General features: G+C 69.6%; 19 protein-coding genes. 6 read left to right on the top strand and 13 right to left on the bottom strand.

Going from position 1 to position 19,998, the window contains the following annotated elements; translation table 11 throughout:
- Positions 1 to 85: 85 nt before the first annotated feature.
- Positions 86 to 2,428 carry a Tex family protein gene (locus FFT10_RS04615; RefSeq protein ID WP_137731611.1) on the bottom strand — a complete coding sequence of 781 codons (2,343 nt, stop codon included), beginning with the start codon at positions 2,426 to 2,428 and terminating at the stop codon, positions 86 to 88.
- A gap of 149 nt (positions 2,429 to 2,577) precedes the next feature.
- On the opposite strand from FFT10_RS04615, the gene FFT10_RS04620 reads away from it, so the two are divergent.
- Complete coding sequence (locus FFT10_RS04620) at positions 2,578 to 3,387, top strand: hypothetical protein (protein ID WP_137731612.1); 810 nt, start codon at positions 2,578 to 2,580, stop codon at positions 3,385 to 3,387.
- 13 nt (positions 3,388 to 3,400) lie between these two features.
- Here FFT10_RS04620 and FFT10_RS04625 read toward each other — a convergent pair whose 3' ends face one another.
- From FFT10_RS04625 to FFT10_RS04680, 12 genes are all read right to left on the bottom strand, one after another.
- Entirely contained in the window at positions 3,401 to 4,330 is a 930-nt protein-coding gene (locus FFT10_RS04625) for a glutathione S-transferase family protein (protein ID WP_137731613.1), read from the bottom strand.
- A 21-nt stretch (positions 4,331 to 4,351) separates the two neighbouring features.
- Positions 4,352 to 4,813 carry a GNAT family N-acetyltransferase gene (locus FFT10_RS04630; RefSeq protein ID WP_137731614.1) on the bottom strand — a complete coding sequence of 154 codons (462 nt, stop codon included), beginning with the start codon at positions 4,811 to 4,813 and terminating at the stop codon, positions 4,352 to 4,354.
- A gap of 2 nt (positions 4,814 to 4,815) precedes the next feature.
- Positions 4,816 to 5,829, bottom strand: coding sequence for an NADP-dependent oxidoreductase (locus FFT10_RS04635; RefSeq protein WP_137731615.1), 1,014 nt, complete (start codon positions 5,827 to 5,829; stop codon positions 4,816 to 4,818).
- Positions 5,826 to 6,314: a PaaI family thioesterase gene (locus tag FFT10_RS04640; protein ID WP_137731616.1), complete on the bottom strand. Its 489-nt coding sequence runs from the start codon at positions 6,312 to 6,314 to the stop codon at positions 5,826 to 5,828. The genes FFT10_RS04635 and FFT10_RS04640 overlap by 4 nt, the downstream gene beginning before the upstream one ends.
- A complete protein-coding gene (locus tag FFT10_RS04645; RefSeq protein WP_137731617.1) occupies positions 6,311 to 7,102 on the bottom strand; it encodes an SDR family oxidoreductase in 792 nt (263 codons plus the stop codon). Before FFT10_RS04645 ends, FFT10_RS04640 begins: the two co-directional genes overlap by 4 nt.
- A gap of 47 nt (positions 7,103 to 7,149) precedes the next feature.
- A complete protein-coding gene (locus FFT10_RS04650; RefSeq protein WP_137731618.1) occupies positions 7,150 to 7,335 on the bottom strand; it encodes a hypothetical protein in 186 nt (61 codons plus the stop codon).
- A gap of 30 nt (positions 7,336 to 7,365) precedes the next feature.
- Positions 7,366 to 9,198, bottom strand: a complete 1,833-nt coding sequence (locus tag FFT10_RS04655; RefSeq protein ID WP_228026954.1) for an acyl-CoA dehydrogenase — start codon at positions 9,196 to 9,198, stop codon at positions 7,366 to 7,368.
- Positions 9,199 to 9,248: 50 nt separating this feature from the next.
- The gene (locus FFT10_RS04660) at positions 9,249 to 10,139 is read right to left on the bottom strand and encodes a haloalkane dehalogenase (RefSeq protein ID WP_137731619.1); all 891 of its coding nucleotides are present in this window, start codon (positions 10,137 to 10,139) and stop codon (positions 9,249 to 9,251) included.
- Between the two features lie 14 nt (positions 10,140 to 10,153).
- Positions 10,154 to 11,329 (bottom strand): acetyl-CoA C-acyltransferase, encoded by a 1,176-nt coding sequence (locus FFT10_RS04665; RefSeq protein WP_137731620.1) that lies wholly within the window; start codon positions 11,327 to 11,329, stop codon positions 10,154 to 10,156.
- A 32-nt stretch (positions 11,330 to 11,361) separates the two neighbouring features.
- Positions 11,362 to 11,955, bottom strand: a complete 594-nt coding sequence (locus tag FFT10_RS04670) for an HD domain-containing protein (RefSeq protein ID WP_137731621.1) — start codon at positions 11,953 to 11,955, stop codon at positions 11,362 to 11,364.
- Between the two features lie 25 nt (positions 11,956 to 11,980).
- Positions 11,981 to 14,077, bottom strand: coding sequence for a 3-hydroxyacyl-CoA dehydrogenase NAD-binding domain-containing protein (locus FFT10_RS04675; protein ID WP_137731622.1), 2,097 nt, complete (start codon positions 14,075 to 14,077; stop codon positions 11,981 to 11,983).
- Positions 14,078 to 14,217: 140 nt separating this feature from the next.
- Complete coding sequence (locus tag FFT10_RS04680; RefSeq protein ID WP_137731623.1) at positions 14,218 to 15,849, bottom strand: 3-(methylthio)propionyl-CoA ligase; 1,632 nt, start codon at positions 15,847 to 15,849, stop codon at positions 14,218 to 14,220.
- 128 nt (positions 15,850 to 15,977) lie between these two features.
- On the opposite strand from FFT10_RS04680, the gene FFT10_RS04685 reads away from it, so the two are divergent.
- From FFT10_RS04685 to FFT10_RS04705, 5 genes are all read left to right on the top strand, one after another.
- Entirely contained in the window at positions 15,978 to 17,492 is a 1,515-nt protein-coding gene (locus tag FFT10_RS04685; protein WP_137731624.1) for a protein adenylyltransferase SelO, read from the top strand.
- The gene (gene msrB, locus FFT10_RS04690; protein WP_137731625.1) at positions 17,489 to 17,935 is read left to right on the top strand and encodes a peptide-methionine (R)-S-oxide reductase MsrB; all 447 of its coding nucleotides are present in this window, start codon (positions 17,489 to 17,491) and stop codon (positions 17,933 to 17,935) included. The genes FFT10_RS04685 and msrB overlap by 4 nt, the downstream gene beginning before the upstream one ends.
- 63 nt (positions 17,936 to 17,998) lie before the next feature.
- Positions 17,999 to 18,640 (top strand): septation protein A, encoded by a 642-nt coding sequence (locus FFT10_RS04695; protein WP_137731626.1) that lies wholly within the window; start codon positions 17,999 to 18,001, stop codon positions 18,638 to 18,640.
- On the top strand, positions 18,637 to 18,921 hold the full coding sequence (locus FFT10_RS04700; protein ID WP_137731627.1) for a BolA family protein: 285 nt from the start codon (positions 18,637 to 18,639) through the stop codon (positions 18,919 to 18,921). Before FFT10_RS04695 ends, FFT10_RS04700 begins: the two co-directional genes overlap by 4 nt.
- A 94-nt stretch (positions 18,922 to 19,015) precedes the next feature.
- Positions 19,016 to 19,828, top strand: coding sequence for a peptidylprolyl isomerase (locus FFT10_RS04705; RefSeq protein WP_137731628.1), 813 nt, complete (start codon positions 19,016 to 19,018; stop codon positions 19,826 to 19,828).
- Positions 19,829 to 19,998: the final 170 nt, after the last annotated feature.

Here is a 19,998-nt window from a genome sequence, read left to right on the forward strand (position 1 = left end):
GGCCGCCACGCACAGCAGCCCGGCCCACCGGGGCGGCCAGGCCCCGGGCTGCAGCGGGCGGGGCCGGCCGGCGTGGCTCACGGCCTCAACCGCGGCCCTGCAGCTTGGCAAAGGCCGCGGCCATGGCGCCTGCAGCGGCGGGCTGCTGTTGCGCCGGCCGGGTGCTGCCGCGGCCGGCACGTTCATCGCGCCCCGCCGGGCGGAAACCGTTGTCGCCCCGCGCCGCGCCCTTGCCGGCGGTTGCGTCCAGCTTCATCGTCAGCGAGATGCGGCCGCGGGCCAGGTCGACCTCCAGCACCTTCACCTTGACGATGTCGCCGGTCTTGACCACCTCGCGCGCATCGTTGACGAACTTGTGGGCCAGCTGGCTGACATGCACCAGGCCGTCCTGGTGCACGCCCAGGTCGACGAAGGCGCCGAACTGGGCCACGTTGCTGACCGTGCCCTCCAGCGTCATGCCTTCCTTCAGGTCCTGGATGCGCTCGATGCCGTCGGCCAGCTTCGCCACCTTGAAGTCGGGGCGCGGGTCGCGGCCGGGCTTCTCCAGCTCGGCGAAGATGTCCCTCACCGTGATGGCGCCGAACTTCTCGTCGGCAAAGGCTTCGGGCTTCAGGGTGCGGAGGACATCGGCCTTGCCCATGACCTCGGTGATCGGGCGCTGCAATTTCTCCAGCAGACGCTGCACCACCGGGTAGGTCTCGGGGTGCACGCCGGTCTGGTCGAGCGGGTTGTCGCCGTCGCGGATGCGCAGGAATCCTGCGGCCTGCTCGAAGGTCTTGGGCCCCAGGCCGGCCACGTCCAGCAGCTGCTGGCGGTGGCGGAAGGCACCGTGCGCATCGCGCCAGCGCACGATGGACGCGGCCACCGCCGGGCTCAGCCCCGCCACCTGCGCCAGCAGCGGAGCCGAGGCGGTGTTCAGGTCCACGCCCACCTTGTTGACGCAGTCCTCGACCACGGTGTCCAGCATGCGCGCCAGCTCGCCCTGATTCACATCGTGCTGGTACTGGCCCACGCCGATGCTCTTGGGGTCGATCTTCACCAGCTCGGCCAGCGGGTCCTGCAGGCGGCGGGCGATGGACACGGCGCCGCGCAGGCTCACGTCCAGCTCGGGCAGCTCCTTGCTGGCGAACTCGCTGGCCGAATAGACCGAGGCGCCGGCTTCGCTGACCACCACCTTGTCGATCTTGAAGTCGGGTGCCGCCGACTGCACGCGCTTGATCAGGTCACCGGCCAGCTTGTCGGTCTCGCGGCTGGCCGTGCCGTTGCCGATGGCGATCAGGTTGACGCCGTGCTTGGCGACCAGCTGGCCCAGGGCATGCAGGCTGCCGTCCCAGTCGTTGCGCGGCTCGTGCGGGTAGACGGTGTGGGTGGCCAGCACCTTGCCGGTGTCGCTGACCACGGCCACTTTCACGCCGGTGCGGATGCCCGGGTCCAGCCCCATCACCACCCGCTTGCCGGCCGGTGCGGCCAGCAACAGGTCACGCAGGTTCTCGGCAAACACCTTGATCGCGGTGGCCTCGGCGGCCTCGCGCAGGCGGGTGAACAGGTCGCGCTCCAGGCTGAGGCTCAGCTTGACCTTCCAGGTCCAGGCCACGGTCTTGCGGATCAGGTCGTCACACGGCCGCTTGGCGTGGCGCCAGCCCAGGTGCAGGGCGATGCGGCCTTCGGCCAGGCCGGGCTGCCCGGGCACCTGCTCTTCGTCGATCACCAGCTTGGCGTCCAGGATCTCCAGCGTGCGGCCGCGGAACACCGCCAGCGCCCGGTGGCTGGGCACGGTGCGGATCGGCTCGTCGTAGTCGAAGTAGTCGCGGAACTTGGCGTGGTCGGCATGGTTCGGGTCCTTGCCGTCGGCCAGCTTGCTGCGCAGCAGGCCCTCGGCCCACAGCCATTCACGCAGCGGGCCCACCAGGGCGGCGTCGTCGGCCCAGCGCTCGCTGAGCAAGTCGCGCACGCCGTCCAGCACCGCAAAGCTGTCGGCGAAGCCGGCGTCTGGGTTGAGGAAGCCAGCGGCCGCAGTGTGCGGGTCCAGCGTGGGGTCGGCCAACAGCTTGTCTGCCAGCGGTTCCAGGCCAGCCTCGCGGGCGATCAGGCCCTTGGTGCGGCGCTTCTGCTTGTAGGGCGCGTAGAGGTCCTCCAGCTCCTGCTTGGTGGGCGCGGCGTCGATGGCGGCGCGCAGCTCGGGCGTCAGCTTGCCCTGCTCGTCGATGCTCTGGAGCACCGCGGCGCGGCGGTCTTCCAGTTCGCGCAGGTAGCCCAGGCGGGCCTCCAGCTCCCGCAGCTGGATGTCGTCCAGGCCCTCGGTGGCCTCTTTGCGGTAGCGGGCAATGAAGGGCACGGTGGCGCCACCATCGAGCAGGTCCACCGCGGTCTTGACCTGGCGCGGCGCGACCTGGAGCTCGGCCGCAATCTGCAGAAGAATCTTGTCCAAATCACCGGCCCGGGCGGGCCCTCTCTCGACAAAGCGGGCGAGTGTGCCACAGGGGTGTGGCGCGGCCGGGCGCTCACCCGGGGTGGCGTCAAGCCGCCAGCCCGGCACTGGCCACAGAATGGGAGCAGGCCCCACGCCACCCCACCACCATGCGCCCTGCCCCGCCCCCACCCACCCTGCTGCGCCGCCGCCTGCTGGGCCGCGCCCTGGTGCTGCCGCTGTCGCCGCTGCTGGCGCTGGCCGGCTGCGCATCCACCTGGCCCGAGGTGCCGGCCGGGCCGGGGTCGTCCAGCGCCCGCGCGCGGCTGCGCGAGGCCGCGGACGCCCATGGCCTGCCCGGCTGGCGGCAGCTGCGCGATGTGAACCTGGGCTTCGACCACCTGCCCTGGCCTGCAGCCCAGGGCCTGCAGCGCGGCGGGCCGGCGCAGATGCGCCTGCTGCCCGCCAGCGCCGAGACAGCGCTTCAAGTCACACCCGGCGACCCCGGCGGCACGCCGCTGACGGCCGCACTGCACCGGCTGCTGCTGCTGGGCCCGCTGGCGCTGGCCGACTTCGACGGCGTGGTGAACTGGGCCGAGCCGGTGACGCTGGAAGGTCGGCGCTGCGACCACCTGCACCTGCCGCTGGCCCCAGGCCTGGGCGGCATGGTGGCCGACCGGCTGTCGCTGTTCATCGACCGCGACCAGCTCTGGTTGCGGCGGCTGCAGGTGTCGCTGTCGGGCCTGGACCGGGCCGCCGTCGTCGCGGTCGATCTGGCCGGCCACCGCCGGCTGCACGGCGTGGTGTGGCCGCTGCGCCTGGCCACCGCCGGTGGCGGCGGCCTGCTGGGCAACCCGCCACCGCTGGCCTGGCAGGTGACCGGGCTGGACGTGGACCGTGGCTACCCGCCCGAGGCGCTGCGCAGCACCCCCTGGGCCGGCCGCGCCGCAGCGCCGGCGGCACCGCTGCCGCCGGCCTGAGCAGCCGCGCCGCTCAGGCGGCGGCGTCCTTCTTGATCTGGAAGCCGAAGCGCGGGAAATGCACCTGCACCGTGCCGGCACGGTCATCGCTGCGGCGCAGCGTGACCGAGGTCGGCGTCAGGCCCACCAGGGTGCCGGCCACCGGGTCAGCGCCGTAGTCGGTGGCGAACACCGTCACCGCCTGGCCGGCCTCGAAGCCCAGGCCCGGCTGCACCGCCACTGGCGCATGGCTGCCGGCTGCAGCAGCAGTGGCCACGGCGTCACCCGACGCCATCGGGCTGTGGGCGCCATGGCCGATGGCCAGCAGCCGCTCCAGCCAGGCGCTGACGGCCAGGAACTCGGCCAGCAGGTGCGCCACCGGCTTGGCCAGACGGATGAACCACAGGCAGTGGCCCACCGAGAAATCGGCGATGGTCGGCGCGGCGCCGAACAGCCAGGGGCCGCCGGCCGCCAGCTGTGCATCCAGCGCCGCCAGGTGCGCGCGGATCTGCACCGCGCCGTCGGCCAGGGTGATGCGCGGCGCGATGCCGCGCATCGCGGCGCGGTCGGCGGCAAAGGCCTTCAGCGTCTCGGGGCTGGGGTCGCCCAGGATGGCCTGGATGCCACCCGGCTGCATGGCCCACACCACGGCGGCCTGGAACAGCGTGGCATCGGCCCACTGTGCCAGCGGCACGGCCAGCGGCGCGGTGGCCGCGTACAGCGTGGGCGCGGGCTGCAGGCCATCGAGCACGCGGGCGATCAGCGCGGTGTCGCAGTAGATGTCGGCGCCGATCTGCAGCACCGGCGTCTTCCGGTAGCCGCCGGTCAGCGCGGTGACATCGGGCTTGGGCATCACCGGCGGGATGTGCACCGAGCGCCAGGCCAGGCCCTTGTGGCCGAGGATCAGGCGCACCTTCTCGGCGAAGGGCGACATCGGGTAGTGGTGCAGGATCAAGTCGGGCATCGGGGTTCCTTGGTGAACACGTCAGGGCGCCGGGCGCCACATCTGGATGTGCGGGATGTCGTCTTCGCCGTAGACCTCGCCCACCGGCTGGAAGCCGTGGCGGCCATAGAAGCGCTGCAGGTGGGCCTGGGCGCTGATGCGGTTGCCCTGGCCGGGCCAAGCGGCAGCGGCCCGGTACAGGCCCTCGGCCACCAGCTGGTCGGCCAGGCCGCCGCCGCGCAGGGCCGCATCCAGCACCACCCGGCCCATCGACGGCTCGTCGTACTTCAGGCCCGGGTCGACCACCCGCAGGCAGGCCCGCAGCGCGCCGCTGTCGTCGCGCCCCAGCAGGTGCCAGCTGTGGCGGTCCAGGCCGTCGGGGTCGAGGTAGGCACAGGCCTGCTCGACGACGAACACCGCCGCCCGCAGGGCCAGCAGGTCGTAGACGTCGTCGGCGGTCAGATCGGCAAAGCGCCGCCAGGCCCACACGAGCGACGGCGCCATGCTCAGGCCAGCTTGACCAGCTGCTTGCCGAAGTTCTTGCCCTTCAGCAGGCCGAGGAAGGCCTCGGGCGCGGCGGCCAGGCCGTTGGCGATGGTCTCGCGGTGCTTGTACTTGCCGGTGGCGATGCCCTGGCCCAGCTCGGCCAGCGCGGCGGGCCAGTGCTGCATGTGCTCGCTGACGATGAAGCCCTGCACCTTCATGCGGTTCACCAGGATCAGCTGCGGGGCGGCCAGCGGGATCGGCTCGCCGTTGTAGCCGCTGATCATGCCGCACATGGCCACGCGGCTGAAGGCGTTGGCGCGCATCAGCACGGCGTCCAGGATCATGCCGCCCACGTTCTCGAAGTTGCCGTCGATGCCGTTGGGGCAGGCTTCCTTCAGCGCCTGCGACATCGACTTGAAATCGCTGTGGGCGCGGTGGTCGATGCAGGCGTCGAAGCCCAGCTCCTTGACCACGTAGTCGCACTTCTCGGCACCGCCGGCGATGCCCACCGCGCGGGCGCCGCGGGCCTTGGCCAGCTGACCGACCATGCTGCCCACCGCGCCGCTGGCGGCGGAGACCACCACCGTCTCGCCCGGCTTGGGGTCGATGATGGTGACCAGGCCCACCCAGGCGGTGACGCCGGGCATGCCCACCGCGCCCAGGTAGGCACTCAGCGGCACATGGGTGGTGTCGACCTTGCGCAACACGCCCGGCTGGCTGGCGTCGACCACGCTGTAGAGCTGCCAGCCGCCCATGCCGACGACCTTGTCGCCCACGGCGTAGCCGGCGTTCTTCGAGGCCACCACCTCGCCGACGGTGCCGCCACCCATGGTGGTGTTCAGCAGCTGCGGCTGGGCGTAGCTCTTGCCATCGTTCATGCGGCCGCGCATGTACGGGTCCAGGCTCAGGTAGTGGTTCTTCACCAGCACCTGGCCGTCGGCCAGGTCAGGCACGGGCGCCTCCACCAGCTGGAAGTTGGCGGTGCTGGGCTCGCCGGTGGGGCGGGAGACGAGGTGGATCTGCTGGTTCATCATGGTGCGGTGTCCTTGGTGGGTTGGTCAGTGGAGGCGGCCGGTCGCTTGACCAGGCCGCGCAGGTACTTGAAGGTGCCGGTGGCCGTGGCGCACAGCTTGCCTTCGTCGTCGAACACGGATGCCTCGCAGAACGCGAGGGTGGCGGTCTTGTGCAGCAGCCTGGCCACCGCCCGCAGCTGGTGTTGGGCCGGGCGCATGAAGCTGGTCTTCATCTCGATGGTGGCCACGCCGCCGCCATGGCCGGTGGCGCTGCGGGCGGCCATGGCCATGCCCACGTCCATCATGGTCATCAGCACGCCGCCATGGGCCACTTCCCAGGCATTGAGGTGGGCCTCGTCCAGGTCGACGCGCAGCTCGACATGGCCTTCGCTGTAGCCGTGCAGCTCGATGCCGAGGCTCTCGACAAAAGGCACCACCACCGGAAACTTCAGCGGCGAGGCCAGGTGGCGCTGCCGGCGGCTGGGTTGGCCGTTGCCCACGCTCATTGCGGCACGTAGCAGCTGACGCCGCCGTCCACCGCCAGGATCTGGCCGGTGATGTGCTTGCCGGCCGCGCTGGCGAACAGCAGCACAGCGCCCTTCAGGTCGTCGTCGTCACCCAGGCGCTGCAGCGGCGCCTTGCCGGCCATCTCGGCCTCGCCCAGGCGGGCGATGGTGCTGTGGGTCATCTTGCTGGGGAAGAAGCCGGGCGCGATGGCATTCACGGTGATGTTGTGCTCGCCCCATTCGGCCGCCAGCGCGCGGGTCATGTTGACCACCGCGCCCTTGCTGGTGTTGTAGGCCACCATCTCCATGCCCGGTGGGTTGCCGCCCAGGCCGGCGATGCTGGCGATGTTGATGATGCGGCCGCTGCGGCGCGAAATCATGCCGCCCTTGGCCACCGCCTGCGCAAACACCAGCAGGCTGCGCACGTTCAGGTTCATCAGCTTGTCCCAGCCGTCCAGCGGATGGTCTTCGGCCGGGGCGGCCCAGGCGGCGCCGGCGTTGTTGACCAGGATGTCGATGGGGCCCAGGCGCTCCAGCGTCTCGGCCACCACGCGGCGGGCCTCCTCGGGCTTGGACGCATCGGCCGCGATCCAGCGGGCGTCGATGCCGCGCTCGGCCAGGTGGGCGCAGCCCTCTTCCAGCTCATGCTGCTTGCGAGCGGTGAGCATCACCTTGGCGCCGGCCTCGCCCAGCGCCTCGGCCATCTGCAGGCCCAGCCCGCGGGAGCCGCCGGTGACCAGGGCCACCTGGCCGCTCAGGTCCAGCAGTTGTTGGATGGGGGTGCCCATGGTGGTGTTCCTTTCTTGTCAGCAGTGGATGGCGCTCGACGCAGGGCTCAGGGCCCCATGCGCGAGCGCAGATAGATCAGCACAAGCCCGGCTGCGGCCAGCGCCACCCCGGTGATGACCAGCAGCCAGCCCAGCGGGCCGTCTGCACGTTGCACGAACAGGCCCAGGCACAGCAGCATCAGGCCGCCGTAGACCAGCACCCAGACCAGGGCTTCGACAGTGGAGGGTTTCATGCCCCGAGCATGCGCCCAAACCGCGCATGCTCAGAACCAGGCGTCCTGCATGTCGCGGCACACCGGGTGGCGCGCGGCGACCACCGCCAGCCAGGCATCGATCTTGGGCAGCTCGTAGGCATGCAAGTAGCGGCAGCACTGCAGTTTGCCCTGCACGAAATCGGCCGGCTGCCGACCCTCCGCCAACGCCGCCTGCGCCGCCAGCGCCACATCCAGCCACACCCAGGCCAGCACCACATGGCCGAAGGCCTGCAGGTAGGGCGTGGCATTGGCCAGCGCGTCCTGCGGATCACCGGTGGACCAGGCGGCCTTGGTGGCGGCGCCCAGCTTCTGCAGCGCCGCGGCCAGCGTGGCGCCATGCTCGGCCAGGCCCGCCACCTGGCCGGCGCGGTCGATGGTGGTGTTGATCGTGGTGGCCAGCAGCTTGAGGCCGGCCCCGCCGTCCATCACCACCTTGCGGCCCAGCAGGTCCATGGCCTGGATGCCGTGGGTGCCCTCGTGGATCATGTTCAGCCGGTTGTCGCGCCAGTACTGCTCGACCGGGAAATCACGGGTGTAGCCGTAGCCGCCATGCACCTGGATGGCCAGGCTGTTGGCCTCCAGGCACCATTCGCTGGGCCAGCTCTTGGCGATCGGCGTCAGCACCTCCAGCAGCAGCGCAGCCTCCTTCGCGGCCGCTGCAGCGCCGGTGTGCTGCTCGTCGACCAGACGGGCGCAATACAGCTCCAGCGCCAGCGCGCCTTCCGAGTACGCCTTCTGCGCCAGCAGCATGCGTTTCACATCGGCGTGCTGGATGATCGGCACCTGGGGCGCGGCGGCGTCCTTGCCGCCCGGGCCGGCAGGCCGGCCCTGCGGCCGCTGGCGGGCGTAGTCCAGGCTGGCCTCGTAGCCGGCCATGCCCAGCATGGTGGCAGCCATGCCCACGCCGATGCGGGCCTCGTTCATCATGTGGAACATGCAGCGCAGGCCCTCGCCCGGTTGGCCGACCAGGTAGCCGATGGCGCCCGCCTGGCCGCCCGGCTTGAACTTGCCTTCACCGAAGTTCAGCAGCGTGTTGGTGGTGCCGCGCCAGCCGCACTTGTGGTTCAGGCCGGCCAGGGCCACGTCGTTGCGTTCGCCGGTCAGCTTCGCCTCGGTGTCGACCAGCTTCTTGGGCACGATGAACAGCGAGATGCCCTTGGTGCCCGGGATGGTCTTGCCATCGGGCCCGGGGATCTTGGCCAGCACCAGGTGGATGATGTTCTCGGTCAGCTCATGCTCGCCGGCCGAGATCCACATCTTGTTGCCCTTGAGGCGGTAGCGCGGGCCCAGCGGGTCGGCGTCGAAGCCGTCGCCATCGGGCACGGCGCGGGTGGCCACATCGCTGAGGCTGCTGCCGGCCTGCGGCTCGCTCAGGCACATGGTGCCGGACCAGCGGCCCGAGAACTCGTTGAGCGCAAACACCTGCTGCTGCAGCGGCGTGCCGTGCACCATCAGCAGGTTGGCGTTGCCCACGCTCAGCATGCTGGCGTTGATGCTGACCGAAGCCTTGCTGAAGAAGGCGTTGGCCGCCAGTTCCACCGTGTAGGGCAGCTGCATGCCGCCGATGTCGTAATCCTGCGCGGCGCTGAGCAGGCCTGAGGCGGCATAGGCATCCCAGGCGTCCTGCGTAGCCTGGGGCAGGATGACCTTCTCGCCGTCGAAGCGGGGCTCCTCGGTGTCGACCAGCCGATTGAACGGCGCGAACTTGTCGCGGGCGATCTTCTCGCAGGCATCCAGCACTTGGCTGAAGGTCTCGGCCGAATGGTCGGCGAAGCGCGGGCGGTCGGTCAGCGCGCTGATGTGCAGCCAATCGGTGAGCAGGAAATCGACGGTGTGGCGCATGGCAATGGGTGGAAGTGAAGTCGCGTGCCGCGGCAACTGCCGCGCACGGGTCAGGCGGCCGACAGGCCGAAGTGGGCCAGCGCGGCGGTAGCGATCGGGGCACCCCATTCCTGCACGAAATGGCCACCTTCTCCCACCACCATCGGCGGCGGGCAGCCGCGGATCTGGGCGCGCAGGGTTTCCATCGTCGGCAGGCCCAACACCGGATCCTGGGCGCCGACGGCCATGAAGCTCTGGCCCTGCCAGTCGCGCTGCCAGAACACCTGGGCTGCGCGGCTGATCGCAGCGCCGGGTGCATCGACGCCTTCGGGCACCAGATTGGGAAAGGCCCGCAGCGCCGCCTTGTAGGTGGCATCCGGGAACGGCACGTCATAACCCGCGGCCTCGGCGTCCGGCAGATCACGCTTGCCGCGCTTCAGCAGCTTGCCCACGGCCAGATCGGGCTGGCTGTTGCTGTAGTCGCGCCAGGCCTTGAAGCCGGGGCTGGTCTCGCCAGTGGCCAGCGTGGTGTTCATCACCAGCAGGCGGGTGAAGCGCTGCGGCGCGGCCATCGGCAGGGTGAGGCCGAAGATGCCGCCCCAGTCCTGGCAGACCAGCAGCACGTTGCGCAGGTCCAGCTGGTCGATGAAGGTCAGCAGGCTGCGGCGGTGGGTGTCGAACTGGTGCCAGGCTTCATCTTCCGGCTTGTCCGACCGACCGAAGCCGATCAGATCAGGCACCACCACCCGCAGGCCGGCGGCGGTGAACACCGGCAGCATGTGCCGGTACAGGTAGCCCCAGGCCGGGTTGCCATGCAGGCACAGCGCGGTGACGGCCGCCCAGGGCGGGCCAGCGTCCACATAGGCCACACGCGGGCCGTCGACCCCCAGCGGGTGCGCGTATCGCGGCGGGTAGGGCCACCCCGGCAGATCGGCAAAGCGGCTGTCGGGGGTGCGCAGCATGGCAGCGGCGTGGATCAGAGCACTTCGAAGATGCCGGCCGCGCCCATGCCGCCGCCGATGCACATCGTCACGCACACCTTCTTGGCGCCGCGGCGCTTGCCTTCGATCAGCGCATGGCCGGTCAGGCGCTGGCCGCTCATGCCGTAGGGGTGGCCCACGGCGATGGCGCCGCCGTTGACGTTGAGCCGGTCCATCGGGATGCCGATGCGGTCGGCGCTGTAGAGCACCTGTACCGCGAAGGCCTCGTTCAGCTCCCACAGGTCGATGTCTTCCACCTTCAGGCCCAGGCGCTTCAGCACCTTGGGCACGGCGAACACCGGGCCGATGCCCATTTCATCGGGCTCGCAGCCGGCCACCGCAAAACCCAGGAAGCGGCCCAGGGGCTTGAGGTTCTTCTGCTGGGCGTAGGTGTCGCTGACGATCACGCAGGCACCGGCGCCATCGCTGAACTGGCTGGCGTTGCCGGCCGTCACCACGCCGCCGGGCACGGCCGAGCGCACGCCGACGATGCCTTCATAGGTCGTGCCGGGGCGCAGACCCTCATCCTGGCTGACGGTGACTTCCTTGCTGCGCAGGCCCATCACCGCGTCGGCCACGCCGGCGGTGACGGTGATCGGCGCGATCTCGGCATCGAACAGGCCGGCATCGCGCGCGGCGCAGGCCTTCTGCTGGCTCTCGGCGCCGTAGCGGTCCATGCGCTCCTTGGGCATGTTGTAGCGCTTGGCCACCATCTCGGCGGTCTGCAGCATGTTCCAGTAGATCTCCGGCTTCATCTTCAGCAGCGCCGGGTCGGTCATCATGTGGGTGTTCATCTCCTGCTGCACGCAGGAGATGCTCTCCACGCCGCCGGCCACGTACACGTCGCCCTCGCCGGCGATGATGCGCTGCGAGGCCATGGCGATGGTCTGCAGGCCGCTGGAGCAGAAGCGGTTGACGGTGGCGCCGCTCACCGTGATCGGCAGGCCGGCGCGCAGCAGCGCCTGGCGGGCGATGTTCATGCCGGTGGCGCCTTCGGGGTTGGCGCAGCCCATCAGCACGTCGTCGACCTCGGCGCCGTCGATGCCGGCGCGCTGCACCGCGTGGGCGATGGCATGGCCACCCAGCGTGGCGCCGTGGGTCATGTTGAAGGCGCCTTTCCAGCTCTTGCAGAGCGGGGTGCGGGCGGTGGAAACGATGACGGCATCGGTCATGGAGTGCTCCTGGAAATCCGGGGTGTGGAGGGTCAGGCCGCGGCGCCGGCCACGGTGCTGGAGTTCTTGTAGACGCTGGTCTTCACCGTGCTGAACACGCGGCGCACCATCGGCTCGAATGTGCTGATCGGCAGCGTCTCGCCCTTGGGGTCGAAGGCCGGGTTGTCGTAGAGCGCGCAGAACTCGGCGGTGCGCTCGAAGTGCGGGTGGCCGGCGAACTGGTCGCGCATGTTGCGGTCCAGCCCGATGTGGTGGAAGAAGTAGTAGCCCTGGAAGATGCCATGGTGCTGCACCATCCACAGGTTGGCGTCGCTGACGAAGGGCTTGAGGATGGCCGCGGCGATGTCGAAGTGGTTGTAGCAGCCCAGCGTGTCGCCGATGTCGTGCAGCAGCGCGCAGACCACGTACTCCTCGTCTTGGCCGTCCTTCAGCGCCCGCGTGGCCGTCTGCAGTGAATGCTGGTAGCGGTCGACCGGGAAGCCGCCCATGTCGCCGTCCAGCAGCTTCAGGTGGGCCAGCACGCGGTCGGGCAGCGTGCGGGCGGTGGCAGGAAACTCGGCGCCGATGGCTTTCCAGTCATCGGCGGTGCTCAGTTCCATGCTGCTGAAGGTGGCGCGTGCGTTCATGGGTGTCTCCTGGTGGCGGAATCGGTCAGGTGAACGACTTGCCTTCGGCCGCCAGCTTCGCCAGCAGCGGCGCAGGCTTCCAGAAGGCGGCGTCGTCCAGCGGGTTCTGGGCGAAGCGGTTCATCGTCAGCACCACGTTGTACAGGCCCACGGTGTCGGCATAGCACAGCGGCCCGCCCCGGAACAGCGGGAAGCCGTAGCCGGTCAGGTAGATCATGTCGATGTCGCTGGCCTTGTTGGCGATGCCCTCTTCCAGGATGTGGGCGGCCTCGTTGACCAGGGCGTAGACCAGGCGCTGCACGATCTCCTCGTCGCTGATCTTGCGCGGGGTGATGCCCAGTTCCTTGCGGTGGTCGACCACCATCTGCTCCACCACCGCGCTGGGGATGGCGTCGCGCTTGCCGGCCTGGTAGTCGTACCAGCCGGCCTGCGTCTTCTGGCCGAAGCGGCCCAGCTCGCACAGCAGATCGGCCGTCTTGCTGTACTTGAGGTTGGCGTACTCCACCGCGCGGCGCTTGCGGATGGCCCAGCCGATGTCGTTGCCGGCCAGGTCGCCCATGCGGAACGGGCCCATCGCGAAGCCGAACTTCTCGATCGCCTTGTCCACCTGGCTGGGCGTGCAGCCCTCGTCCAGCAGGAAGCCGGCCTGGCGGCTGTACTGCTCGATCATGCGGTTGCCGATGAAGCCGTCGCACACGCCCGAGACCACGGCCGTCTTCTTGATCTTCTTGGCCACCGTCATCACCGTGGCCAGCACGTCCTTGGCGGTGTCGGCGCCCCGCACCACTTCCAGCAGCTTCATCACGTTGGCCGGGCTGAAGAAGTGCATGCCCACCACGTCCTGCGGGCGCTTGGTGAAGTGGGCGATCTTGTTGACGTCCAGCGTGCTGGTGTTGCTGGCCAGGATGGCGCCGGGCTTGGCGATCGCATCCAGCGTCTTGAACACCGTCTCCTTGACGCCGATCTCCTCGAACACCGCCTCGATGATCAGGTCGGCGGCCTTCAGGTCGTCGTAGCTCAGCGTGGTGGTCAGCAGCGCCATGCGCTGCTCGTACTTGTCCTGCTTGAGCTTGCCCTTCTTGACCTGCGCTTCGTAGTTCTTGCGGATGGTGGCGACGCCGCGGTCCAGCGCGTCCTGCTTCATCTCCAGCATCGTCACCGGGATGCCCGCATTCAGGAAGTTCATCGTGATGCCGCCGCCCATGGTGCCGGCACCGATCACGCCCACGGCCTTGATCTCGCGCTGCGGCGTGCTCTCGGGCACGTCGGGGATCTTGCTGGCGGCACGCTCGCCGAAGAAGGCATGGCGCAGCGCCCGGGCTTCGGGCGACAGCAGGATGCCCTTGAAGATGCGCAGCTCCTCGGCGATGCCGTCGTCCAGCGTCTTCGCCTTCAACGACGCGGCCACCGCCTCCACGCACGCCAGCGGCGCCGGGAAGTTCTTGCTCATGCCCTTGACCATGTTGCGCACGAACTGCACGTAGGCATCGGGGTTCGGGTGCTTGACCTTCAGGTCACGCACGCTGGGCAGCGGCCGCACCGCGGCGACTCCGCGGGCGAAGGCGGTGGCGCCGGCCATCAGATCGCCGTCGATCATCTTGTCGATCAGCTTCTGGCCCGGCAGGCTGGCCAGCAGTTCGCTCTTCACCGGCTCGCCGGTGACGATCATGTTCATCGCGGTTTCCACGCCCAGCACCCGCGGCAGGCGCTGCGTGCCGCCGGCGCCGGGGATCACGCCGATCTTGACCTCGGGCAGGCCGATCTGCGCGCCGGGCGACGCCACGCGGTACTGGCAGGCCAGCGCCAGCTCCAGCCCGCCGCCCATGCAGATGCTGTGGATGGCCGCCACCACCGGCTTGCTGCTGGTCTCGACCATCTTGATCAGCGTGAGCAGGTTCGGCTCGGCCAGGGCCTTGGGGCCGTCCAGTTCGGTGATGTCGGCACCGGCCGAGAAGGCCCGGCCGGCGCCGGTCAGCACCACGGCCTGCACCGCGGGGTCGGCAGCGGCCTTGCCCAGGCCGTCGGCAATGCCCACGCGGTTGGCGAAACCCAGGCCGTTGACCGGCGGGTTGTTCATCGTGATCACGGCAATGCCGTCACGGACTTCATAGCTGGCGCTCATGGCGGACCTTTCGGTGGGCAGACTGCAGTCGGGAGATCAAAAAAGCACGATCGTTCGATTCTAGAAATGGCATCAGCGACGGGCCTGTCTCAGCAGAGACAAAGCCGCGTCGCCGAATGGCAAGGGTTTACCCTTGACCGTCAGGCCGTCGGCAGCGCGTGGCCCTTGAACTGCTCGCGCAGCTTGTTCTTCTGCATCTTGCCGGTGGCGCCCAGCGGGATGCCGTCGACGAAGACCACGTCGTCGGGGATCTGCCACTTGGCGATCTTGCCGTCGAAGTGCGCCAGGATCTCGGCCGGCGTGGCCGTGGCGTTCGGCTTCTTCATCACCACCAGCAGCGGCCGCTCGTCCCACTTGGGGTGCGGCACGGCGATGCAGGCGGCCATGGCCACCGCCGGGTGGGCCATGGCGATGTTCTCCACGTCGATCGAGCTGATCCACTCGCCGCCGGACTTGATCACGTCCTTGCTGCGGTCGGTGATCTGCAGGAAACCGTCGGCATCGATGCTGGCCACGTCGCCGGTGGGGAACCAGCCGCCGGCCACCAGCGGGTTGCCGCCCTCGCCCTTGAAGTAGCTGCTGATGATCCACGGGCCGCGCACCAGCAGGTCGCCGCTCTGCTGGCCGTCCCAGGGCAGCTCGTTGCCGTCGGCGTCGACGATCTTCATGTCCACGCCATAGATCGCCCGGCCCTGCTTGGCCATCACCGCCAGCTGCTGCGCGGCCGGCAACTGGGTCTGCGCGGGCTTCAGCGTGCACACCGTGCCCAGCGGGCTCATCTCGGTCATGCCCCAGGCATGCAGCACCGTCACGTCGTACTCGTCGCGGAAGCTCTGGATCATGGCCGGCGGGCAGGCCGAGCCGCCGATCACCGTGCGCCGCATGGTGCGGAACTTCAGGCCATGCTGGGCGGTGTGGTTGAGCAGGCCCAGCCACACCGTGGGCACGCCGGCGGCCATGGTCACGCCCTCGGCCTCGATCAGGTCGTAGACCGACTTGCCGTCCAGCGCCGCCCCCGGGAACACCATCTTCGCGCCGGTCATCGCCGCGCCATACGGCAGGCCCCAGGCATTGACGTGGAACATCGGCACCACCGGCAGGATGCTGTCGCGGGCCGACAGGTTCAGCGCATCGGGCAGCGCGCCGGCATAGGCATGCAGCAGGGTGCTGCGGTGGCTGTAGAGCGCGCCCTTGGGGTTGCCGGTGGTGCCGCTGGTGTAGCACAGCGCCGCGGCGCTGCGCTCGTCGAAGCTGGGCCAGGTGTAGTCGGCCGATTCGGCGCCGATCCAGGCCTCGTAGGCCACCAGGTTGGGGATGCCGGTGTCGGCCGGCAGCTTGTCGGCGTCACACAGCGCCACCCACTGGCGCACCGTGGTGCAGTGCTTCCAGATGCCCTTGACGATGGGCAGGAAGGTCATGTCGAAGCACAGCACCTGGTCTTCGGCATGGTTGGCAATCCAGGCGATCTGGTCGGGCAGCAGGCGCGGGTTGATGGTGTGCACCACCCGGCCGCTGCCGGTGATGCCGAAATACAGCTCCAGGTGGCGGTAGCCGTTCCAGGCCAGCGTGGCCACCCGGTCGCCCTGGGCCAGGCCGAGGCGGTCCAGCGCGCCGGCCACCTGCTTGCTGCGCCTGGCCACCTGGCCGTAGTTGCTGCGGTGCAGATCACCCTCGACCCGGCGCGAGACGATCTCGGCCTCGGGGTGGTTCTTGGCGGCGTGGTCGATCAGCGTGGAGATCAGCAGCGGGTGGTCTTGCATCTGGCCGAGCATGGGCAGGGTCCTCGTGTGGCGGGTGGGGGATCGAAAACGCGGCATTGTGGCGGCTGCCGCCTCGGCTGGCCTGGGGTGATTCCCCTTGCGCGCAGGGGCCCTGCCGCCGGCACCCGACAATCGAGCGCATGAACGCCCCCGACCCGCTGACCCGCCCGGCCGCCGCCAGCCCGCGCTGGCACCCCGCCCCGCTGCTGCGCACGCTGGGCCCGGCCTTCGGCACCCTGCTCGCGCCCACGCCGCTGCCGGCGGTGCACTGGGTGGCCCGCAGCGACGTTCTGGCGGCCGAGCTGGGCCTGGTCGACTGGCTGGCCAGCGATGACGCCCTGCCCCTGCTGGCCGGCAACGCCCTGCCGCCGCAGGGCGAACCCTTCGCCAGCGTCTACAGCGGCCACCAGTTCGGCCAGTGGGCCGGCCAGCTGGGCGACGGCCGCGCACTGCAGCTGGGCGAGCTGGACACCCTCGCCGGCGTGCAGGAACTGCAGCTCAAGGGCGCCGGCCTCACGCCCTACAGCCGCATGGGCGACGGCCGCGCGGTGCTGCGCTCGTCGATCCGCGAGTTCCTCTGCTCCGAAGCCATGCACGCGCTGGGCATTCCCACCACCCGCGCCTTGTCGGTCATCGGCAGCCCGGCGCCCGTGCGGCGCGAAGGGATCGAGACAGCCGCGGTGGTGGCCCGCGTGGCGCCCAGCTTCATCCGCTTCGGCCATGTCGAGCACTTCGCCCACACCGCGCGCGATGTGGCCGCGCTGCGCACCCTGGTCGATGCGGTGATCGACCGCTTCTACCCTGACTGCCGCGACGCGCCCCAGCCGGTGCTGGCCCTGCTGACCCAGGTGAGCCTGCGCACCGCCCGGCTGCTGGCCGACTGGCAGGCGGTGGGCTTCTGCCATGGCGTGATGAACACCGACAACATGTCCATCCTGGGCCTGACCATCGACTACGGGCCGTTCGGCTTCCTCGATGCCTTCGACCCGATGCACATCTGCAACCACACGGACCAGCAAGGCCGGTATGCCTTCGCCCGCCAGCCCAGCGTGGCGTTCTGGAACCTGCATGCCCTGGCCCACGGCCTGCTGCCGCTGATGCCGGGCCCGCAGGACGCCGCCATCGCCACGATGAAGGACGCGATGGAGCCTTACAAGCCAGCGTTTGCCGATGCGATGCTGGAACGCTTCCGCGCCAAGCTGGGCCTGACGACCGCGCAGGATGGCGACGCCGACCTGGCCGACGACCTGCTGCGCCTGATGGCCCAGGACCGCGCCGACCACACCATCACCTGGCGCGCGCTGGGCCGCTTCAGCACCGCTGCCGATGCGCCCAACGCCGCCGTGCGCGACCAGTTCATCGACCGCGCCGGCTTCGACGCCTGGGCCCAGCGCTACCACGCCCGCCTGCAGGCCGAGGCCAGCATTGACGCCGACCGCCAGGCGCGCATGGACCGGGTGAATCCGAAGTTCGTGCTGCGCAACCACCTGGCTGAATCGGCGATCCAGGCCGCCCGCAACGGCGACTTCACCGAAACCCGGCGCCTGCTGAAAGTTGTGCAGGCGCCCTACGACGAACACCCCGATGCCCCCGCGGCCTATGCCGCGCTGCCGCCCGACTGGGCCCACCACCTGGAAGTCTCCTGCTCGTCATGAACCTCTTCGGCAAGACCCAACCCGAGCCCCATCCGCAAGACGACCCGCGCTACCCGGTGCGCAAGAGCGAGGCCGAGTGGCGCGCCCAGCTCGACCCGATGCAGTTCCAGGTGGCCCGCAAGGCGGCCACCGAGCGGCCCTTCACCGGCCAGTACTGGGACCACTGGGCCGACGGCGCCTACCGCTGCATCGGCTGCGGGCAGGTGCTGTTCGAGAGTGAACACAAGTTCGACGCCGGCTGCGGCTGGCCCAGCTGGTACCAGGAGATCGGCGAAGGCCGCATCGAGCGCATCACCGACACCAGCCACGGCATGGTGCGGGTGGAGGTGCGCTGCGCGCAGTGCGGCACCCACCTCGGCCATGTGTTCCCCGACGGCCCCGAGCCCACCGGCGAGCGCTATTGCATCAACTCGGCTGCCATCGATTTCACGCCCAAGCCCTGAAATGGCGCCTGTTGCTGCCGGCGACACCAGCCGGCAACAGGCCGTCAGTACACTGGCGCCGCGATGAAACTGCTGCTCGACTTCCTCCCCATCCTGCTGTTCTTCGGCGCCTTCAAGTACGCCGAGGGCCACAAGGACTGGGCCGCGGCCTTCGCCACCGAGCACCTCGGCTTCATGGTGGCCGGCGGCGTGGTGGGACCCGGCGAGGCGCCGGTGCTGCTGGCCACGGTGGTGGTGGTGGTGGCCACACTGGCCCAGGTGCTGTGGCTCAAGGCCCGCGGCAAGAAGGTGGACATGATGCTGTGGATCAGCCTGGCGCTGGTCACCGTGCTGGGTGGTCTCACCGTGTGGCTGCACAGCGAAACCTTCATCAAGTGGAAGCCCACCGGCCTGTACTGGGCCATGGCGCTCAGCTTCCTCATCAGCCAGTTCCTGCTGGGCCGCAACCTGCTCAAGCTGATGCTGGGTGAACAGCTGCAACTGCCGGAGCCCGTGTGGGCCCGGCTGAGTCTGGCCTGGGTGGCGTTCTTCGCCGCCATGGGCGTGATCAACCTGTGGGTGGCCTACAGCTTCTCCACCGACACCTGGGTCAACTTCAAGCTGTTCGGCGGCATCGGCCTGATGCTGGTGTTCACCCTGGCGCAGGGCCTCTACATCAGCAAGCACCTGCCGGAGGAAGAACCCGCCGCCAAGGAGAAGTCATGAGTGGGGTGTCAGCGGCCCAGATCGACACCGTGCTGCGCGCCGCCCTGGCCCCGCTGCAGCGGCTGGAGGTCATCAACGAAAGCCACCTGCATGCGGGCCATGCCGGCGCCGGGGAAGGCTCGCACTTCCGGGTGAAGATCGTCAGTGCCCGCATGGCCGGCCTGGCCCGCGTGGCACGGCACCGCCTTGTGTATGATGCCCTGCGCGACGTGATCCCCCAGGGCGTGCATGCCCTGGCGATCGAGGCGCGCAGCCCCGACGAGGCTGCGTCGTCAAGCTGATCCGGCGCCACCGGGCGACCCGCCAGACGGGCCCCGCAGCCCCAACCGGCCACCTGCAGGTGCGCCACCCCCGTCCCCCTGAAAGCCACTGCCCATGACCCGCTTGACCCTCGCCGCCCCGCTGTCGGCCGCCGCCCTGGCCATCGCCTTGCTGTCGCCCCTGGCCGCGCAGGCGCAGAACATCGCCATCGTCAACGGCAAGGCCGTGCCCAAGGCCCGCGTCGACACGCTGCTGACCCAGGCCCAGCGCGCCGGCCAGCAGATCACGCCCGAGATGCAGGGCATGGCCAAGGACGAGGTGGTGCGGCGCGAGATCTTTGCGCAGGAAGCCGCCAAGCGCGGCATCGCGCAGCAGGCCGACTACAAGGCCCAGATGGAACTGGCGCGCGAGAGCATCCTGATCCGCGAGCTGTTCGAGGACTTCAAGCGCAAGAACCCGGTGACCGACGCCGAGGCCAAGGCCGAGTACGACAGGTTCAAGGCCCAGGCCACCGGCACCGAGTACCGCGCCCGCCATATCCTGGTCGAAGGGGAAGAGGAAGCCAAGGCGCTGATCGCCCAGATCAAGGGCGGCGCCAAGTTCGAGGACCTGGCCAAGGCCAAGAGCAAGGACCCGGGCTCCGGCGAGAACGGCGGCGACCTGGACTTCGCCAAGCCCGAGAACTACGTGCCCGAATTCGGCCAGGCCATGACCAAGCTGAAGAAGGGCGAGATGACCGAGACGCCGGTCAAGTCGCAGTTCGGCTGGCACATCATCAAGCTGGAAGACACGCGTGAAGCGCAGTTCCCCGACTTCGAAGGCGTGAAGGGCCAGATCCAGCAACGCCTGGCCCAGATCAAGCTGCAGAAATTCCAGGACGACCTGCGCAAGGGCGCCAAGACCGACTACAAGTTCGCGGCTCCCTGAGCACGGTGCGGCCCCACGGGCCGCCCAGCCAGACCTGCGCAAGGGGCACTTCGGTGCCCCTTGTCGTTGCTGGCTGCCGATCGCACGGAACAACCCCACTCGCCAAAGTACATAGCTAGCTATATTATTTGATCCGGACAACGCCACGGCCACCCGCCGAGTGAAGGAGC

The sequence above is a fragment of the Pseudaquabacterium pictum genome (assembly GCF_005403045.1).
Classification (GTDB): Bacteria; Pseudomonadota; Gammaproteobacteria; order Burkholderiales; family Burkholderiaceae_C; genus Pseudaquabacterium; species Pseudaquabacterium pictum.

Excerpts from the sequence above, each read along its gene's own strand:
- FFT10_RS04620 (WP_137731612.1), top strand. The coding sequence starts at position 2,578 with ATGCGCCCTGCCCCGCCCCCACCCACCCTGCTGCGCCGCCGCCTGCTG.
- FFT10_RS04625 (WP_137731613.1), bottom strand. The coding sequence starts at position 4,330 with ATGCCCGACTTGATCCTGCACCACTACCCGATGTCGCCCTTCGCCGAG.
- FFT10_RS04630 (WP_137731614.1), bottom strand. The coding sequence starts at position 4,813 with ATGGCGCCGTCGCTCGTGTGGGCCTGGCGGCGCTTTGCCGATCTGACC.
- FFT10_RS04635 (WP_137731615.1), bottom strand. The coding sequence starts at position 5,829 with ATGATGAACCAGCAGATCCACCTCGTCTCCCGCCCCACCGGCGAGCCC.
- FFT10_RS04640 (WP_137731616.1), bottom strand. The coding sequence starts at position 6,314 with ATGAGCGTGGGCAACGGCCAACCCAGCCGCCGGCAGCGCCACCTGGCC.
- FFT10_RS04645 (WP_137731617.1), bottom strand. The coding sequence starts at position 7,102 with ATGGGCACCCCCATCCAACAACTGCTGGACCTGAGCGGCCAGGTGGCC.
- FFT10_RS04650 (WP_137731618.1), bottom strand. The coding sequence starts at position 7,335 with ATGAAACCCTCCACTGTCGAAGCCCTGGTCTGGGTGCTGGTCTACGGC.
- FFT10_RS04655 (WP_228026954.1), bottom strand. The coding sequence starts at position 9,198 with ATGCGCCACACCGTCGATTTCCTGCTCACCGATTGGCTGCACATCAGC.
- FFT10_RS04660 (WP_137731619.1), bottom strand. The coding sequence starts at position 10,139 with ATGCTGCGCACCCCCGACAGCCGCTTTGCCGATCTGCCGGGGTGGCCC.
- FFT10_RS04665 (WP_137731620.1), bottom strand. The coding sequence starts at position 11,329 with ATGACCGATGCCGTCATCGTTTCCACCGCCCGCACCCCGCTCTGCAAG.
- FFT10_RS04670 (WP_137731621.1), bottom strand. The coding sequence starts at position 11,955 with ATGAACGCACGCGCCACCTTCAGCAGCATGGAACTGAGCACCGCCGAT.
- FFT10_RS04675 (WP_137731622.1), bottom strand. The coding sequence starts at position 14,077 with ATGAGCGCCAGCTATGAAGTCCGTGACGGCATTGCCGTGATCACGATG.
- FFT10_RS04680 (WP_137731623.1), bottom strand. The coding sequence starts at position 15,849 with ATGCTCGGCCAGATGCAAGACCACCCGCTGCTGATCTCCACGCTGATC.
- FFT10_RS04685 (WP_137731624.1), top strand. The coding sequence starts at position 15,978 with ATGAACGCCCCCGACCCGCTGACCCGCCCGGCCGCCGCCAGCCCGCGC.
- msrB (WP_137731625.1), top strand. The coding sequence starts at position 17,489 with ATGAACCTCTTCGGCAAGACCCAACCCGAGCCCCATCCGCAAGACGAC.
- FFT10_RS04695 (WP_137731626.1), top strand. The coding sequence starts at position 17,999 with ATGAAACTGCTGCTCGACTTCCTCCCCATCCTGCTGTTCTTCGGCGCC.
- FFT10_RS04700 (WP_137731627.1), top strand. The coding sequence starts at position 18,637 with ATGAGTGGGGTGTCAGCGGCCCAGATCGACACCGTGCTGCGCGCCGCC.
- FFT10_RS04705 (WP_137731628.1), top strand. The coding sequence starts at position 19,016 with ATGACCCGCTTGACCCTCGCCGCCCCGCTGTCGGCCGCCGCCCTGGCC.